This window comes from Streptococcus sp. CL6.22, assembly GCF_049738055.1.
Taxonomy (GTDB): Bacteria; Bacillota; Bacilli; order Lactobacillales; family Streptococcaceae; genus Streptococcus; species Streptococcus mitis_DJ.
Genome location: NZ_JBKOTV010000006.1, coordinates 100,795 through 118,680 on the forward strand (window position 1 = coordinate 100,795; position 17,886 = coordinate 118,680).

The 17,886-nt window shown below is 39.4% G+C and carries 16 protein-coding genes; 10 read left to right on the forward strand and 6 right to left on the reverse strand.

Translation table 11 applies throughout. The features are described from left to right. The first annotated feature begins 12 nt into the window (after nt 1-12). Entirely contained in the window at nt 13-1,776 is a 1,764-nt protein-coding gene (aspS, locus tag ACLNCW_RS04280) for an aspartate--tRNA ligase (protein ID WP_265483412.1), read from the forward strand. Further along, nucleotides 1,754-2,695 (forward strand): YitT family protein, encoded by a 942-nt coding sequence (locus ACLNCW_RS04285; protein WP_265483414.1) that lies wholly within the window; start codon nt 1,754-1,756, stop codon nt 2,693-2,695. The genes aspS and ACLNCW_RS04285 overlap by 23 nt, the downstream gene beginning before the upstream one ends. A gap of 28 nt (nt 2,696-2,723) precedes the next feature. Here the strand turns inward: ACLNCW_RS04285 and ACLNCW_RS04290 are convergent, their stop codons facing one another. The 5 genes from ACLNCW_RS04290 to ACLNCW_RS04310 all read right to left on the reverse strand — a co-directional run bounded on the left by ACLNCW_RS04290 (nt 2,724) and on the right by ACLNCW_RS04310 (nt 8,299). After that, entirely contained in the window at nt 2,724-3,710 is a 987-nt protein-coding gene (locus tag ACLNCW_RS04290) for a LacI family DNA-binding transcriptional regulator (protein ID WP_020903391.1), read from the reverse strand. A gap of 9 nt (nt 3,711-3,719) precedes the next feature. Further along, on the reverse strand, nt 3,720-4,520 hold the full coding sequence (locus ACLNCW_RS04295) for a DUF1189 domain-containing protein (RefSeq protein WP_261056752.1): 801 nt from the start codon (nt 4,518-4,520) through the stop codon (nt 3,720-3,722). A 260-nt stretch (nt 4,521-4,780) separates the two neighbouring features. After that, on the reverse strand, nt 4,781-5,623 hold the full coding sequence (locus ACLNCW_RS04300; protein ID WP_033675775.1) for a sugar ABC transporter permease: 843 nt from the start codon (nt 5,621-5,623) through the stop codon (nt 4,781-4,783). 1 nt (nt 5,624) lies between these two features. After that, complete coding sequence (locus ACLNCW_RS04305; RefSeq protein ID WP_049500516.1) at nt 5,625-6,917, reverse strand: carbohydrate ABC transporter permease; 1,293 nt, start codon at nt 6,915-6,917, stop codon at nt 5,625-5,627. Between the two features lie 110 nt (nt 6,918-7,027). Further along, nucleotides 7,028-8,299, reverse strand: a complete 1,272-nt coding sequence (locus ACLNCW_RS04310) for a maltodextrin ABC transporter substrate-binding protein (protein ID WP_000095474.1) — start codon at nt 8,297-8,299, stop codon at nt 7,028-7,030. Between the two features lie 478 nt (nt 8,300-8,777). On the opposite strand from ACLNCW_RS04310, the gene malQ reads away from it, so the two are divergent. The 7 genes from malQ to ACLNCW_RS04345 all read left to right on the forward strand — a co-directional run bounded on the left by malQ (nt 8,778) and on the right by ACLNCW_RS04345 (nt 16,501). Beyond that, complete coding sequence (malQ, locus tag ACLNCW_RS04315; RefSeq protein ID WP_000747274.1) at nt 8,778-10,295, forward strand: 4-alpha-glucanotransferase; 1,518 nt, start codon at nt 8,778-8,780, stop codon at nt 10,293-10,295. A 25-nt stretch (nt 10,296-10,320) separates the two neighbouring features. Then, a complete protein-coding gene (gene glgP, locus ACLNCW_RS04320; RefSeq protein WP_261250917.1) occupies nt 10,321-12,579 on the forward strand; it encodes a glycogen/starch/alpha-glucan family phosphorylase in 2,259 nt (752 codons plus the stop codon). A gap of 242 nt (nt 12,580-12,821) precedes the next feature. Beyond that, nucleotides 12,822-13,718, forward strand: coding sequence for a helix-turn-helix domain-containing protein (locus ACLNCW_RS04325; protein WP_261250915.1), 897 nt, complete (start codon nt 12,822-12,824; stop codon nt 13,716-13,718). Between the two features lie 159 nt (nt 13,719-13,877). Next, entirely contained in the window at nt 13,878-14,099 is a 222-nt protein-coding gene (locus ACLNCW_RS04330; protein WP_033679542.1) for a hypothetical protein, read from the forward strand. 41 nt (nt 14,100-14,140) lie between these two features. Then, complete coding sequence (locus ACLNCW_RS04335) at nt 14,141-14,965, forward strand: ABC transporter ATP-binding protein (RefSeq protein WP_261250912.1); 825 nt, start codon at nt 14,141-14,143, stop codon at nt 14,963-14,965. Next, nucleotides 14,958-15,707: an ABC transporter permease gene (locus tag ACLNCW_RS04340; RefSeq protein ID WP_084928354.1), complete on the forward strand. Its 750-nt coding sequence runs from the start codon at nt 14,958-14,960 to the stop codon at nt 15,705-15,707. Before ACLNCW_RS04335 ends, ACLNCW_RS04340 begins: the two co-directional genes overlap by 8 nt. Nucleotides 15,708-16,294: 587 nt before the next feature. Continuing rightward, nucleotides 16,295-16,501, forward strand: a complete 207-nt coding sequence (locus ACLNCW_RS04345) for a hypothetical protein (protein WP_000265676.1) — start codon at nt 16,295-16,297, stop codon at nt 16,499-16,501. 105 nt (nt 16,502-16,606) lie between these two features. Here ACLNCW_RS04345 and ACLNCW_RS04350 read toward each other — a convergent pair whose 3' ends face one another. After that, the gene (locus tag ACLNCW_RS04350) at nt 16,607-17,455 is read right to left on the reverse strand and encodes a methyltransferase domain-containing protein (protein ID WP_045610942.1); all 849 of its coding nucleotides are present in this window, start codon (nt 17,453-17,455) and stop codon (nt 16,607-16,609) included. A 151-nt stretch (nt 17,456-17,606) separates the two neighbouring features. On the opposite strand from ACLNCW_RS04350, the gene ACLNCW_RS04355 reads away from it, so the two are divergent. After that, the gene (locus ACLNCW_RS04355) at nt 17,607-17,885 is read left to right on the forward strand and encodes a DUF6110 family protein (RefSeq protein ID WP_000910910.1); all 279 of its coding nucleotides are present in this window, start codon (nt 17,607-17,609) and stop codon (nt 17,883-17,885) included. Nucleotide 17,886: the final 1 nt, after the last annotated feature.

Consider the following 17,886-nt stretch of genomic DNA (forward strand, 5'->3'; position numbering starts at 1 on the left):
AGGAGAGAAACAATGAAACGTAGTATGTATGCTGGTCGTGTTCGTGAGGAACACATCGGACAAGAAATGACCTTGAAAGGATGGGTTGGCCGTCGTCGTGACCTGGGTGGTTTGATCTTTATCGACCTTCGTGACCGTGAAGGAATCATGCAGTTGGTTATCAACCCTGAAAAAGTATCTGCAGAGGTTATGGCAACAGCTGAAAGCCTTCGTAGTGAGTTTGTCATCGAGGTAACTGGACAAGTCGCTGCGCGTGAGCAAGCCAATGATAAGTTGCCAACTGGTGCGGTTGAGTTAAACGTGACAGCTCTTACTGTGCTCAATACAGCCAAAACAACACCATTTGAGATTAAAGATGGCATTGAGGCTAATGACGATACACGTTTACGTTACCGTTACCTTGACCTTCGTCGTCCAGAGATGCTGGAAAACTTCAAACTTCGTGCTAAAGTGACCCACTCTATTCGCAACTACTTGGATGAGTTGGAGTTTATCGACGTGGAGACACCATTCCTTTCTAAGTCAACGCCTGAAGGGGCGCGTGACTATTTGGTGCCGTCTCGTGTTAATAAAGGGCATTTTTACGCTCTTCCTCAAAGTCCACAAATCACGAAACAGCTCTTGATGAATGCTGGTTTTGACCGTTACTACCAAATCGTTAAATGTTTCCGTGACGAGGACTTGCGTGGTGACCGCCAGCCTGAGTTTACCCAGGTCGACTTGGAAACATCTTTCCTTACTGAGCAAGAAATCCAAGATATCACAGAAGGATTGATTGCGCGTGTCATGAAGGAAACAAAAGGCATTGAAGTCACTCTGCCTTTCCCACGTATGAAATACGATGACGCTATGGCTCTTTACGGTTCTGACAAGCCAGATACTCGTTTTAACATGTTGCTTCAGGACTTGACAGAAGTGGTCAAAGGTGTAGACTTTAAAGTCTTTTCAGAAGCACCTGCTGTAAAAGCAATTGTAGTCAAAGGCGCTGCGGACAACTATTCACGTAAAGACATCGACAAGATGACGGAAGTAGCCAAGCAGTACGGTGCCAAAGGTCTTGCTTGGGTCAAGGTGGTTGATGGAGAATTAAACGGACCAGTTGCCAAGTTCTTGACTAGCATCCAAGCAGAATTGACAACAGCGCTTGCTCTTGAAGATAAGGACTTGGTTCTCTTTGTGGCGGATACGCTTGAAGTGGCTAATGCAACGCTTGGTGCCCTTCGTGTACGTATTGCCAAAGAGCTTGGTTTGATTGATAATGATAAATTCAACTTCCTTTGGGTGGTTGACTGGCCAATGTTTGAATGGTCTGAAGAAGAAGGTCGTTACATGAGCGCCCACCATCCATTTACTCTACCACAGGAAGAGACTGCTCACGAATTAGAAGGTGATTTGGCGAAGGTTCGTGCCATTGCTTACGATATTGTCTTGAACGGTTATGAACTTGGTGGTGGTAGCCTCCGTATCAACCAAAAAGACCTTCAAGAACGTATGTTCAAGGCTCTTGGTTTCTCAGCCGAAGAAGCAAATGACCAGTTTGGTTTCCTTCTTGAAGCCATGGACTATGGTTTCCCACCACACGGTGGCTTGGCTATCGGGCTTGACCGATTTGTTATGTTGCTTGCAGGAGAAGAAAATATCCGTGAAGTTATTGCCTTTCCTAAGAACAACAAGGCAACTGACCCAATGACACAAGCTCCTTCAACAGTAGCTCTTAAACAACTAGAGGAACTCAGCTTACAAGTAGAAGAAGATGAAAGAAGCAAAACGAATTAAGCGGTGGCGCTATTATCTGCGCCGCTTTGCTCATCAGATAAAAATTTTACGTGTCTTACAAAGCATCTCTCGCGAAAAATATGATGAGAAGATTTCGGCCTCTCTGGTCTATGGATTTTTATCAGCAGTAGCGGTCAATTTCTTTTTCCAACCAGGTCATGTGTATTCGAGTGGTGCGACAGGTCTGGCACAGATTATCTCTGCCTTGAGTAATCACTGGTTTGGTTTTCATATCCCGATTTCGCTAACCTTTTACGCCATTAATTTTCCTTTGATGGTCTTGGCTTGGTATCAGATTGGGCATAAGTTCACCGTCTTTACCTTCATCACGGTATCCATGAGTTCCTTCTTTATCCAGTTTGTGCCTGTGGCGACCTTGACTGAGGATCCCATTATCAATGCCCTTTTTGGGGGTGTTGTCATGGGCTTGGGGATTGGTTTTGCTCTTCGCAATAATATCTCCAGTGGTGGGACGGATATTGTCAGTCTGACCATTCGCAAGAAAACGGGGAGGAATGTCGGTAGTATTTCTTTCTTGGTAAATGGGACTATCATGCTGATAGCGGGTTTGACCTTTGGTTGGAAATACGCTCTTTACTCTATGATTACCATCTTTGTCTCTAGCCGGGTGACAGACGCGGTCTTTACCAAGCAAAAACGCATGCAGGCTATGATTGTGACCAATCATCCAGTGAAGGTTATTGAAAAAATCCATAAAAAATTGCACCGCGGAGCAACCATGATCCACGATGCAGAAGGAACCTATAATCACGAAAGAAAGGCAGTTTTAATCACTGTCATTACACGTGCAGAGTTTAATGAATTTAAACAGATTATGAAACAGGTGGACCCAGGTGCCTTTGTCTCTGTATCTGAGAATGTTCATATTTTGGGACGATTCGTTGAAACAGAAAATTAGTAACTAAAAAACCAGCGCGAGCTGGTTTTTATTTTTCAACAATTTTATGTCCAATCAACTGGCGATAACAAATTTGTTTATTGCTTTTAGCATCATTGATGATCTGGAGAATAGTTTCAAAGGAAACACGACCAAGCTCCAAACTATTGATATCGACATAGGCTGCCAAGTTGAGCTTGGGATTGACTGAGTCGAAGCTGAGGACAGGGACATCCAGTTGGTGTTTTGCGATGTAATCACAGACCCCTGCAGCAAGGAGACTATCAATGGTAATAATAGCGTCAATATTTGGATCGTGTTTGAAGAGAAGTCTACTAAAGCGATAACCATTATCTTCAAGAAATTCAGTAGCAAAGTAAGTCAGATTAGTATCGAGAGGAAGTTGGTATTGTTTTAGAGCTAGCTCGTAACCTGTCAGACGGTCTTGTGTTACGAAGAGTCGCTTAGTACCTCCGATAAAGGCAATTCGCTTGCATCCTTTTTTGATGAAATACTCTGTCGCATCAAAACCAGCTTGGACATTGTCATTATCGACAAGTGGAATGAAGGGAGATAGAGATTTACCTAAGATAAGGAAAGGAAATTGCTCGTCTGCTACTAACTTAACCAAAGGGTCCTCTTCTTGGGCATAGAGGAAAATCAAACCATCTACACGTTTGCCGTAAACCATCTGGGAAATAGCTTTGAGTCGCTCTTTGGCGTCTTTACCTGTTGCAATCTGAATTGCATAGTGGTTTTCAGATGCGACTTGGGCGATACCACGGAGGACAGATGGGAAGAAAGGATTTTGATAGAAGGCGTCTGAGTCGTCAGGAAGGACCAAGCCGATAACTTGGGTATAACTGCTTACCAAACTACGAGCGTTGAGGTTGGGGTGGTAATTGAGCTCCTTCATAGCCTTGCGAACACGTTTTTTTGTTTCGTCGCTAATGGTTGATTTATTTTGAATAACACGGGTTACGGTTGAAGGTGAAACACCAGCAGCCTTGGCCACATCTTTAATCGTAACGGGCATAAAAATCTCCTATTTATGGTAATCTGGATCACGGAAATGCGTTTTATAAAAGATAGTGACCAGATACAGAACAAAAAGAATGTTTTGTACAGTGATGAGGTTTGACATATTTTGGCCAAAGAGTCCCAAAATAAGTGTAATCAGAGTTGGTAATCCTAAACAGTTCAAGATAAAATGGTAGCACTCTTTAAAGGTCCTAAATGAAAAGAGGCGTGATTTCTTAGTGATATAAAGGAGAAGACTCGCTCCTAGAGAGACGATAAAGAAATTCAAACCAAAGAGGAAGCTCGCACCGAGAACTAGAAAGAGACTGATATAGACACGATTCTGCTGGTACCAGTCTTTAGAAATCGCTTGTGTTAAGCTGTCCTTGCTTTTGAAACTCTCAGTCTCAATCGCTCGGTAAGAGATACGGGTCAATTCCTTGCTTTCCTTGCTGATGACGAGCTCATTCGTATCGAAATGTAGTTGCAAGTCCTTAGGTAATTCCTTGCTTTGACTTGGACCGATTAAAAGAGAAGGGGCTTGACTAGCTGTTCCTGTATAAGTTAATTTGCCATCAACAATTGTAGCGTGTTCAGAGAGATCCTGTACAACCTTATCTGTCAATGGTTCATAGACATTATCGATAAAGGTTTCTAGCGGATAAGTCTCCTGCGAGCTGTTTTGGATGGCAATAGGTACCATAGACAAGCTGATAAGGAAGATACTGGTAAAGAGAAGCTGAAACCAGTTGAGTCCGAAACGTTTGGACAGGGGCTTACGAAATCCCCAAATACTTGAAAAATAGGAAAATGGATATGGAAGCATAGGTATCTTTCTAAAAGGTGTTTTCTATATGAGTATTATTATATAGAGAAATGTGCTTTATTTCAAGTCTAGGAGACAAATTGCTTGCTACAAGGATAGTTTTACAGTAACAATCGCTAATACTCAATGAAAATCAAAGAGCAAACTAGGAAGCTAGCCGCAGGTTGCTCAAAACAGTGTTTTGAGGTTGCAGATGGAAGCTGACGTGGTTTGAAGAGGTTTTCGAAGAGTATAAAATGAAAAAGGGTGGCGGGGATATATTATCCCTTGTCGCCACCACTTGTAAGTCCTGAAACAAAGTTCTTTTGTAGGAAGAAGAAGAGAATACAGATTGGAAGGGCGATGAGGATAGCACCTGCTGAGAAGTAGGCAATCTTCAAGTTTTTCACATTGCTAACGAAGGTTTGGAGACCTACGGCAACAGTAAAGTATTCTTTCTCACGAAGCAAGAAACTAGAAAGGATATAGTCTCCAAAAGGTCCCATGAAGGCCCAGAGAGCTTGTACGGCAACCATTGGGCGAACAAGTGGAAGAACAATTTGCCAGAAGCGGCGGAAGTGTCCTGCACCGTCTAGTTTTGCAGATTCGTCTAGAGACATTGGCACTGTATCGAAGTAGCCTTTCATGAGCCAAGCATTCATCGGGATACCACCACCAACGTAGAGGAAGATGAGGAACCAGCTGTGGTTAAGGGCGTTCAACATAAGTGCCATAACGAAGAAGGCTGTCAAAGCGGCCATGGTTGGCACCATTTGGATAATCAAGAAGAAAACCAAACTTTGTTTACGAGCCAAGAAGTTGTAACGGCTGTAAGCATAACCAGCAAGTACGATAATACTTGTTTGAACAGCCATAGTAATTAAGGCGATAATCAAAGTGTTGAGATACCAAGTACCGTATAGGGTTTCAGTAAAGAGTCCTTTAAAGTTATCAAAATTGAAGTCGATGTTAGTATCTAGTTTAAAGGCTGCGACGTTACCTGCTTTAAAGGCTGACATGATGGTAATCAACAGTGGATAGATGATTACAATTGATAGGCCAATCAAGTAGAGGTAAGTAAGGGTTTGAGTCAGTCTACGTTTGAGTTTAATTGAGTTATTCATCTTAGACGTCCTCCATATCAAATGCGTGTAGTTTCTTGAATGCGATCATAGAGATTGAGATGACAATGATAGAGATAATCAAGGTAACAGCTGCCGCCATTGAGTATTGAGGAGATGTACCTGTTGTCAAACGGTAGATCCATGAGATCAAGATATCGGTTGAACCAGCTCCACCTCCGACACTACCAGGTCCTCCACCATTGAAGAGGTACATGATAGAGAAGTTGTTAAAGTTGAAGGTGTATTGACTAATCAAAGTAGGTGCCGCAACAGCCAAGATCATTGGGAAAGTGATGTTGCGGAATTTTTGCCAAGCATTGGCACCGTCAATATAAGCTGCTTCGTAAAGGTCGTTAGGAATAGATTGTAAGATACCCAAGGTTAAAACGTAGATGTATGGGAATCCAAGCCAACCCTGCATCATAATCAAGGCAATCTTAGTCCAAGTTGGGTCTGTTTTCCAAGGAATAAGAGCACCATCAAGGAAAGGAAGGAATTTAGCTAAGATTGGCAATACTTGAGTGTTGATGGCTCCGACACTATCGTTAAACATATTTGAGAATGTCAAGATAGTGATGAAGGCTGGAACAGCCCAAGGAAGAAGGAAAATAACACCAAAGATACGTTTTCCTTTGATAAATGGTTGGTTAGCAATGATAGCTGTGAAGATACCGATGACGATCTGTAAAGTTGAGGCAGCCAAAGCCCAGATGATAGTCCAAGAAAGAACGGCACCAAAGGCAGAACGGAAGGTACTCAAACTCCAGATGTTCGTAAAGTTGGTCAAACCAACCCAGTCCAACAATTTGTTTGGTGGCAAGTGTTGGAAGTCGTAGTTGGTAAAGGCGATCATCAAGGTTACGATAACTGGGAAGATGATCGCAAAAGTCATGGCAACATAAGATGGAATGATCAAGAGGTAAGGGAAGCCATTTTCATAGATTCCTTTGACCATTTCTTTAAAGGTAAGTGCTACTGGTATGCCATTGTTAATGTGTTTGGCAGTTGTATGTGCATCTTTGATATTTGCGAAATAAAAGAGTACATAAACAACTACAAAGATTAAATGGAAGGCACCACGAATCAGCATAAAGAGGGAATTGTCACGACCTGGTTTGTCACCAAGAGTGATGAGATTACTCAATTCAGGGGCTGCAAGTGCTAGGAAGTAGAGGAGAAATACAAGGGTTACACCAAGGAAGATAAAACCTTTTGCTTTTTGTTTATTGTAAATCTGTCCTAACCCAGGAATGATAGACAGCAGGGCTGCTTTACTAGGTTGTTGCTTTTCCATAATAACTCCTTTCATAGGATACTAGTTTCTAGTTAAAACCTAAACTATATATGTTTTCTATTGATAAATTCAAAGGGGGATTTGAATTCCACCCCCCTTGAACAAATTTTTTATTCACCAAATTTTTGTTTGATTGTTTCTTTGATCAATGTTACAGCGTCGTTAGCAGCTGTTTTCGCATCTTTCTTACCACTTACAGCATCAAAGAGCATATTTTTCGCTGGATCCCAAACTGCAGACATTTGAGAGATGTTTGGCATTGGTTGAGCGTTCTTGAACTGTTTGATAACAGCTGTTGTCAACTCATCGTTTTTACCTTCAGCGTATGAACGAGCCTCAGTGTTAGCTGGGATTTCGTTAGTCTTATCGTATAATACTTTTTGTTGTTCAGTTGAAACAAGGAAGTCTACAAATTTTTGAGAAGCTTCAAGGTTCTTAGTGGCTTGAGGGATGACCCAAGCTTTACCACCACCAAATGCAGCATATTCTTTTCCGTTTGGAAGAGTTGGGATAGTCGCAACACCGTAGTTTACTTTAGCATCTTTGAAGGCTTGGGCTTTCCAAGGTCCGTCGATGATAGCAGCTGTTTTACCTTCTTGGAAATGAGTTTGGATTAGGTTTCCAGCTCCTTCAGTATCTTGCATACCTTTAGGCCATTTTTCATACCAAGATTTAGCGTATTCTATACCTTTGATAGCGCCGTCGTTGGCAAGACCGATATCTTTAGCGTCCTTACCGTTTTGACCGAATACGTAAGCGCCGTTACCAGCAAGAAGTCCGTATGCATAGTAGAAGTTTGTCCAGTCAGCTAGGAAAGCAGAAGTTTTTCCATCTTCACCAGCGAAGGCATATTTGCTATCTTTAGCAAGGTTTTCTAAGTCAGCAAAAGTTTTTGGAGCTTCTTTTATCAAGTCTTTGTTGTAGTACATAACAAGTGACTCGATAACGGCAGGAGCACCGTAAACTTTACCATTAGCAGCTGTTACAAGAGATTTAGTTGTGTCGTCTGTTTTAGCACCATCGCTCAATTTCACTTCTGAAAGTTGTCCGTCAGAACCAAGGCTACCTACACGGTCGTATGGAGCCATCATAACATCAGGGACATTACCAGATTGGTTGTCAAGAGAAAGTTTATCAAGACCTCCTAGAGCATCACCAGTTTTAAGAGTGACTTTTACTCCAGTTTCTTTTTCATAAGCTTTAGCAACCTCTTCAATATAGCTCTTATATCCCTCGTCTACATATACAGTGAGTTCTTTCGCTTCAGATGAACCAGAATCAGCAGGCTTATCAGCAGTTTTGCTTCCGCAAGCTACCAAAAGCAAGCTAGCAAGTGTAACAGTTCCAAGCACAGCAGCGCTCTTCATGAATTTAGATGACATAGTGTATTCCTCCTAAAGAATAACAAATTTTATAATGAGGAAACGCAAACGTTTTCCTTTATGGGACTAGTATAGCACAATCGGAAAGCGGTTGCAAGTGTTTTTTGTAAAAATTTTTTAAAAAATTGTGAAAAAAGTAAACGCTTCATCGTCATATAATAGTAGAAAATCCAAAAAATCCGTTTTGTTTTAAATTTAAAAAAAGTTGAGAAAACGATTGCCTAATTTACAAATGGAAACCAGAGAGGATTCTCGCTTTATTTTTGCTTAATGAGATAAGTGAAACCCTTATTCCTATTTTGTTTGTTGCCTGAAAGAATATATATACGAGTAAGAAGAAAAAATTTTTAAAAAATAATCAAAAAAGTTACTTAAAACCGCTTGCATTTATCGAGAAAATGAGCTATACTAGTAATAGCGCAAACGTTTGCGCTCATAAAAATGTAATATCTAACTATAAACACATGAGGTGCTTATTATGAAAAAACGTCAAAGTGGTGTGTTGATGCACATTTCTTCTCTTCCAGGGGCATACGGAATCGGATCATTTGGTAAAAGTGCTTACGACTTCGTTGATTTCTTGGTTCGCACAAAACAACGTTACTGGCAAATCCTTCCACTAGGAACAACTAGTTACGGAGATTCTCCTTACCAATCTTTCTCAGCCTTCGCAGGGAACACTCATTTTATCGATTTAGATATCTTGGTGGAACAAGGCTTGTTGCAAGCAAGTGACCTTGAAGGGGTTGACTTTGGTAGTGATGCGTCTGAAGTTGATTATGCGAAAATCTACTATGCACGTCGTCCTCTTTTAGAAAAAGCGGTAAAACGTTTCTTGGAAGTAGGAGATGTTAAAGATTTTGAGAAATTTGCTCAAGACAACCAATCATGGCTTGAACTCTTTGCAGAGTATATGGCTATCAAAGAGCATTTTGATAATCTTGCTTGGACTGAATGGCCAGATGCAGATGCTCGTGCTCGTAAAGCTTCAGCACTTGAAAGCTACCGTGAGCAATTGGCAGACAAGTTGGTTTACCACCGTGTGACTCAATACTTCTTCTTCCAACAATGGTTGAAATTGAAAGCTTACGCTAACGACAACCACATCGAAATCGTTGGGGACATGCCAATCTACGTAGCGGAAGATTCAAGCGATATGTGGGCAAATCCACATCTCTTTAAGACAGATGTTAACGGTAAGGCGACTTGCATCGCAGGATGCCCACCAGATGAATTTTCTGCAACTGGTCAGCTTTGGGGTAACCCAATCTATGACTGGGAAGCAATGGACAAAGACGGCTACAAATGGTGGATTGAACGCTTGCGTGAAAGCTTCAAAATCTACGACATCGTTCGTATCGACCACTTCCGTGGTTTCGAATCTTACTGGGAAATCCCTGCTGGTTCCGATACAGCAGCACCTGGTGAGTGGGTGAAAGGTCCTGGCTACAAGCTTTTTGCAGCCGTTAAGGAAGAACTTGGTGAGCTAAACATCATCGCAGAAGATCTTGGTTTCATGACTGATGAAGTGATCGAATTGCGTGAACGTACTGGCTTCCCAGGAATGAAGATTCTTCAATTTGCCTTCAACCCAGAAGACGAAAGCATCGATAGCCCACACTTGGCACCTGCTAACTCAGTTATGTACACAGGAACACATGATAACAATACGGTCCTTGGTTGGTACCGTAACGAGATCGATGATGCGACTCGTGAATACATGGCTCGCTACACTAACCGTAAAGAATACGAAACAGTGCCACACGCTATGCTTCGTACAGTCTTTTCATCAGTTAGCTTCATGGCAATTGCAACTATGCAAGATTTGCTTGAATTGGATGAGGCAGCTCGTATGAACTTCCCATCTACCCTTGGTGGAAACTGGTCTTGGCGTATGACTGAGGATCAATTGACACCAGCTGTCGAGGAAGGCTTGCTTGACTTGACAACAATCTATCGCCGAATCAATGAAAATTTGGTAGAATTAAAGAAATAATACAATATCAGGAGACACCTTAAACATGTTATCACTACAAGAATTTGTACAAAATCGTTACAATAAAACCATTGCAGAATGTAGCAATGAAGAGCTTTACCTGGCTCTTCTTAATTACAGCAAGCTTGCAAGCAGCCAAAAACCAGTTAACACTGGTAAAAAGAAAGTTTACTACATCTCAGCTGAGTTCTTGATTGGTAAACTCTTGTCAAACAACTTGATCAACCTTGGTCTTTACGACGATGTTAAAAAAGAACTTGCAGCTGCAGGTAAAGACTTGATCGAAGTTGAAGAAGTTGAATTGGAACCATCTCTTGGTAATGGTGGTTTGGGACGTTTGGCTGCCTGCTTTATCGACTCAATTGCTACTCTTGGTTTGAACGGTGACGGTGTTGGTCTTAACTACCACTACGGTCTTTTCCAACAAGTTCTTAAAAATAACCAACAAGAAACAATTCCAAACGCATGGTTGACAGAGCAAAACTGGTTGGTTCGCTCAAGCCGTAGCTACCAAGTACCATTTGCTCACTTCACATTGACATCAACTCTTTACGATATCGATGTACCTGGTTACAAGACAGAAACGAAGAACCGCTTGCGTTTGTTTGACTTGGATTCAGTTGACTCTTCAATCATTAAAGACGGTATCAACTTTGACAAGACAGATATCGCTCGCAACTTGACTCTTTTCCTTTACCCAGATGATAGTGACCGTCAAGGTGAATTGCTCCGTATCTTCCAACAATACTTCATGGTTTCAAACGGTGCGCAATTGATCATCGACGAAGCAATCGAAAAAGGAAGCAACTTGCATGACCTTGCTGACTACGCAGTTGTACAAATCAATGATACTCACCCATCAATGGTTATCCCTGAATTGATCCGTCTTTTGACTGCTCGTGGTATCGAACTTGACGAAGCAATCTCAATCGTTCGTAGCATGACTGCCTACACTAACCACACAATCCTTGCTGAAGCCCTTGAAAAATGGCCTCTTGAATTCTTGCAAGAAGTGGTTCCTCACTTGGTACCAATCATCGAAGAATTGGACCGTCGTGTGAAAGCAGAATACAAAGATCCAGCTGTTCAAATTATTGACGAGAGCGGACGTGTTCACATGGCTCACATGGATATCCACTACGGATACAGCGTTAACGGGGTTGCAGCACTTCACACTGAAATCTTGAAGAACTCTGAGTTAAAAGCCTTCTACGACCTTTACCCAGAAAAATTCAACAACAAAACAAACGGTATTACTTTCCGTCGTTGGCTCATGCATGCTAACCCAAGATTGTCTCACTACTTGGATGAGATTCTTGGAGAAGGTTGGCACCATGAAGCTGATGAGCTTGAAAAACTCTTGTCTTATGAAGACAAAGCAGCTGTCAAAGAAAAATTGGAAAGCATCAAGGCTCACAACAAACGTAAATTGGCTCGTCACTTGAAAGAACACCAAGGTGTGGAAATCAATACAAACTCTATCTTTGATATCCAAATCAAACGCCTTCACGAGTACAAACGCCAACAAATGAACGCTTTGTACGTCATCCACAAATACCTTGACATCAAAGCTGGTAACATCCCTGCTCGCCCAATCACAATCTTCTTTGGTGGTAAAGCAGCTCCAGCATACACAATCGCTCAAGACATCATCCACTTGATCCTTTGCATGTCAGAAGTTATTGCAAACGATCCAGCAGTAGCTCCACACTTGCAAGTAGTTATGGTTGAAAACTACAACGTTACTGCAGCAAGCTTCCTTATCCCAGCATGTGATATCTCAGAACAAATCTCACTTGCTTCTAAAGAAGCTTCAGGTACTGGTAACATGAAATTCATGTTGAACGGAGCTTTGACTCTTGGTACTATGGACGGAGCTAACGTGGAAATCGCTGAGTTGGTTGGTGACGAAAACATCTACATCTTTGGTGAAGATTCAGAAACTGTTATCGACCTTTACGCAAAAGCAGCTTACAAATCAAGCGAATTCTACGCTCGTAAAGCTATCAAACCATTGGTTGACTTCATCGTTAGCGATGCAGTTCTTGCAGCTGGAAACAAAGAGCGCTTGGAACGTCTTTACAATGAATTGATCAACAAAGACTGGTTCATGACTCTTCTTGACTTGGAAGACTACATCAAAGTCAAAGAGCAAATGTTGGCTGACTACGAAGACCGTGACGCATGGTTGGATAAAGTTATCGTTAACATTTCTAAAGCAGGATTCTTCTCATCTGACCGTACAATCGCTCAGTACAACGAAGATATCTGGCACTTGAACTAAGATACAAGATTTATACTAATACACTTTCCTATAAAGCGAATTTCGATTGAAATTCGCTTTTTTGAATGCTTGAGTAGAAATGGACCTCAGATACTTTATTGAAATGGGGCAATTATATAAGATAGTTGCTTAAAACTATTCGTTATAATTATTTTTTCTGAAAATTGTAGGAAAGTGTGTTAAAATGGAAACGTATACAAGTAGTTATTTGAATGTCAAATTAGAATTTGAAGAGGCGCATTATGAGTAATTTAGAAATAGGAAAACGAATTCGTACCTTACGGACTGAAAAAGGCTTGAGTAGGGAAGCCTTTTGTGGAGATGAAAAAGAACTTACTGTTCGTCAGTTGGGCCGAATTGAAACAGGAAATAACTTGCCCAGTTTAGCTAAACTAGACTATATAGCTGGAGTGTTAGGAGTTCCGATATCTCAGTTAATTGATGAACGATTACTAATTGTTCCTAAAGAGTATTTAAAACTAAAAACGAAGTTGATTCGTCAATCTATTTATGGAGATGAAGAAAAAATCCGCCAGCGGGAGGCTATCTTTGAAGAAATTCAAGAACGTTTTTATGACCAACTTCCTGAAGATGAGCAAGTATCAGTTGAAGTCCTACAAGCCATTGATGATGTATATGTTTCTGAAAATGCCGAATTTGGAGAAGGTTTAATTGAGGAATATTTTGAACAAACAATGTTACGAACAGAATATTCGACAAATGATCTACTGATATTGTACTTATATTTTTTATCTCTAGCTGTTAAATCAGAACGAGATGAAATAACTTTAAAAAAAGTTTGTCTAAATATTGTATCTCAAACAAACTATGATGATACAAACTATATTCACTTGCTTCAAAGAGTACTACTAGGTTTAATATTTTATCAACTTGACATCGATTATCATGAATTTATACCTGAAATATTGAGTATGTTAAGAGAAATTATGATTGACATCGGAGATACTAGTTTAAAACCAACTGTAGACTTCATTGAAGCAAAATATTACTTATACGGAGAAAAAGATAAAGAAAAAGCCCTACAATACTATGAAAAAGCTATTAACGGAGCAGAATTTTTGAATGACATGAATTTTAAAAATCGAGTGATAGAGGAAAAAAATAAGGATTTTCCATAATTTCAATTTAAAAACAGGACATAAATGTCAGTGGACATTTATGTCCTGTTTTTTTACTCTCGTAAGGTATATACTGTTATTGTAAATAAGTTAAGAAGAGCGCAGTGCTAGAACCATTACTATTTAAACGGGATGTAGATTAGCAGGCGGGAGGAAAATATGGTAAAAACAATTGACTATTATATGGATGAAAAGTTTGTCAAGAAGGACTATCTGATTATCAAAAATAGTCTAGATAGCAGACGCCTATGTAAAGTGACACTTGATGAGAAATTGCTCAAATTAGTTCTCTTGCTTCCAAATGAAATGAGGGAAATCAAAATGGACTCCAACTTAAAGCCTAGAATTAGAGTTGTTGACATAACCGATGGGAGTGAGTGAAGTTTCTAAAATAGAAATTAAAATTAGAAAGAGGTAATACAATGATTAAGGTAGAAAGAGTTACAAAGCGATTTGGAGATAATGTTGCTTTAAATCAAATTAGTTTTTCAATAAACGAAGGAGAAATTTTTGGATTCCTAGGTCCATCTGGCTCAGGAAAAACAACAATGATCAATATTCTGACAGGACAGCTACAGGCTAACAGCGGAAAGACAGAATTATTAGGGAAAGATTCTCAAAAATTACTTCCGTCAGATTTTGAAGAGTTAGGTTTAGTAGGTGACACAAGTGGTTATTACGAAAAATTAAGTTTGTACAATAACTTGTTGCTATTTGCAAGACTATACGGAGTTTCAAAATCTCGAATTGAAGAAATTCTAAAACAAGTTGGTCTGTATGATAGTAAAGACACTCCAGCTGAGAAGCTTTCTACAGGAATGCGTCAACGAATGCTTTTAGCTCGTGCTTTAATCAATTACCCTAAAGTTCTATTTTTAGATGAACCTACAAGTGGGTTAGATCCCACCACCTCAAAGAAGATTCACAAATTACTACAAGAGTTAAAGGAAAGAGGAACAACCATTTTCTTAACTACTCATGATATGAATGAGGCGACTTTATTATGTGATAACCTAGCTCTTTTGAATAAAGGTGATCTTATTGAACAAGGAAGCCCAGGCGAAATTATCCAAAAATACAACACAGAAAAGAATGTTGCAGTAACCTATAGTGATTCTACTAAAAAGGTAGTGCGCTTTGAAGACTTGCAGCAAGAAGATTATAAAAAAATGATGACGATTCACTCATGTGAACCAACTTTAGAAGATATTTTTATTAAATTGACAGGAGAAAAATTAGATGTTTAAGAGAATTTTAGCCCTTATCTGGTTGAGGACACAAGTATTATTAACAAACAAAAACACTTTGGTACAGGTAGTATTCCCATTCTTTATGGTTCTACTCTTCCAAAATTTTATGAATACAGATGGCACTCAAGGGAAAGTACTATTGTATAGCTCTTTAACAATGGCATTCTCATTTTCTTCTGGGTCAATGATTTCAAACTCTATTGCAGAGGAAAAAGAAAAAAGAATTTTTAAAACACTTATTTTAAGCGGAGTTCGCCGTGGAGAATATCTTGTTTCAGTGTTGTTTTATCCTGTAATCTTTGCCTTGGCTTCAGTTATTTCCTTCCCTATTATGGTTGAAGTGGATTTCGCAAAAGATTATCCTGTATACCTTGTAGTAGCTTCTCTGGTAGCATTATGTACAATCCTCTTAAATTTGGTGATTGGAGCTATTTCAGAGACACAAACGCAAGCTCAGGTTTATGGTTTGATTCCAATGCTTGGTCTCTCATTCTTGCCAATGTTTGCTCAAGTTAGCTCAGAGGTCAAGAAATTCATGGATACAACCTTCTTAGGAGTTTATGTAGATTTCTTTAATAAACCAGATTTTAAATTGAATTTTGACAGTTTGGGGATCACTTTTGCTTGGGTTGTAGCATTACTTGCCCTCAGTTATTGGGGATTGAAAAATAAAAAAAAAGTTCCGTTTGGAAAGTTAACACTTAATCAACTTCAAAAACTAACTTTTTTTAAAGCTTAGTGTTAGTAAGCTTTGTAAGAAACCTAGTTTAAAACAGTAAACCAGCGCTTAAAAAGCTGGTTTTTACTGTCTTTCATCCTTCTATTTCTTCGTAGTTGAACACCTCATATTTATTGTATTCGTTTACATAAAGTATTATAATATAATTATAAGAAAGAAGGTGTTTTTATGATATATATAAAATTGGTGTTGTTTATTACCTTTCTTGTAATAAGCTTGTTACCTGATAAGATTTTTGGAAAAAATAAAAAAATTTGGAAAATAATTCTTGCAATATTGATGGCGGCGACAGCATTATCATTTATGTACTAAGTTATTTTAAGAATGTAGGGTTTACTTCCCTACATTCTTTTTAGTTTTTTCTGTTTTCTAGATTCTATTTATCCAAGCGCTTCAAAAACTAACTTTTTTAAAAGCTAAGTGTTAGTAAGCTTGTAAGAAACCTAGTTTAAAACAGTAAACCAGCGCTTAAAATGCTGGTTTTCACTGTCTTCAGCCCTATATTTCTTCGTAGTTGATTACCTCATATTTCTTGTATTCGCTTACACAAAGTATTATAATATGATTGTAGGAAAGAAGGTGTTCTTATGTGGAAAAAATATTTTTCAAAATATAAATGGACTGATTTATTTTGGATACTATTTGTTATTTTAACATGCCTCTTGGCGGGTAATAGTAATCTTTACCCCCTTACCCATCAAGAAATCTCTTATCATGGGTGCTTATCGGGAATTACACTTGCCTTATTTCACTTGCTATTTATTGATAAGTTTTTTATTTCGAATCGAAAATAAATGGAGAAGCTAAAAGCTTTAAATGTTTTAGACTTTTGGGATAGATAGTTTAAAAATTGAAATTTAAAACCGCAGATCTTCTTGAAATGCGGTTTTTTGTGTCAATTATAGTTCTCTCCCAACCAAAATCTCTGCTTCAATGGTAATCTCTGTCAGTTGGCTCCAGTCAATCTTGCTCTGGTCGATGTGAAAGAGGAGAGGAGTCATACTGAGTAGGGCTTGGAGCTGCTTTGCTGTGATAGACTGGGTTAGTGAGGCAGTTTGACTAGATAGGATGGTAAAGTGATCTTGGAAATGATTTTTGATATCTTGGTTGGAATAGTCCTTGTTTGTCAGCTGGTCTTGTACCTTCTGACGGATTTCCTTGAGGTGATTTTTAGTTGGAATAACCTTTATCAAGATACCGTCTTTGGATAAAACGCGACGAAATTCTCCATAGTTGGCAGGTGAGAAGATATCAAGCAGGATATCCATACTGGCGTCTTTTATAGGAAGTCGTGCCAAGTCACCAACGAACCAATTGACTGCCCAGTTGGGTTCGCTCTTGGCAGCGATTTGGACGGAATCTTTGGAAATGTCGAAGGCATAGAAGGTTTTGTCAGGATGGCTTTCTTGGAGTTTACGAGAATAGAAACCTTCACCACAACCGATATCTAAAATTGTTTTGGCATTTTTTGAGTTTGAAAGTAAATCAGATACAGCCTCTAGAATAGCTTGATAAAATCCAGCTTCTAGGATTTGCTGGCGATTTTGGAAGTTTTCCTTGTCGTAGTTGGCAGATTGCTTGATTTGAGGTGCCAGATTGACATAGCCGAATTTTGACAGATCAAAAGAATGGTGATTGCTACACTTGAGACTGCTAGCTACTAGAGGTAGCTTTTCTTGACAGATGGGACAGGCAAAGGCAGTAGCAGAAGCAAAACGTTGAAGTTTGGGTTTGAGATTTGTATTCATAGTTTAAGTGTATCAAAAGAGGCAAATGAAAGCAACTTTAGGAATAAGTAGATGGGAGATTCAGTAGAAATAAAACTAATTCTCCAATTTATAGAATAAAATTGCTTTTATATCGAAATTTCTATATAATAATGATAAGGAGGAAATAAGTATGTTAAAAGAAGTATTAACCGTTGCAAAAGTTGCGAAAAAATCATCACTCTTTTTGGGTGGTGTCGCATTTGGTACCCTTGGCTTGAAAATCTTAGCAAGTAAGGAAGCTAAAAAAGGTTATTCTAAAGCTTTGGCTAAGGCTTACAAGTTGAAAGACGGGCTAGATGCATCTGTTTCTGTTGTGAAACAACATGGAGACGATGTCTTGCAAGATGCCAAATATTTGTACGAGCAAGAGAAAAAAGAAGAGCAATTAGATAGCCTTATAGGAGAATAAT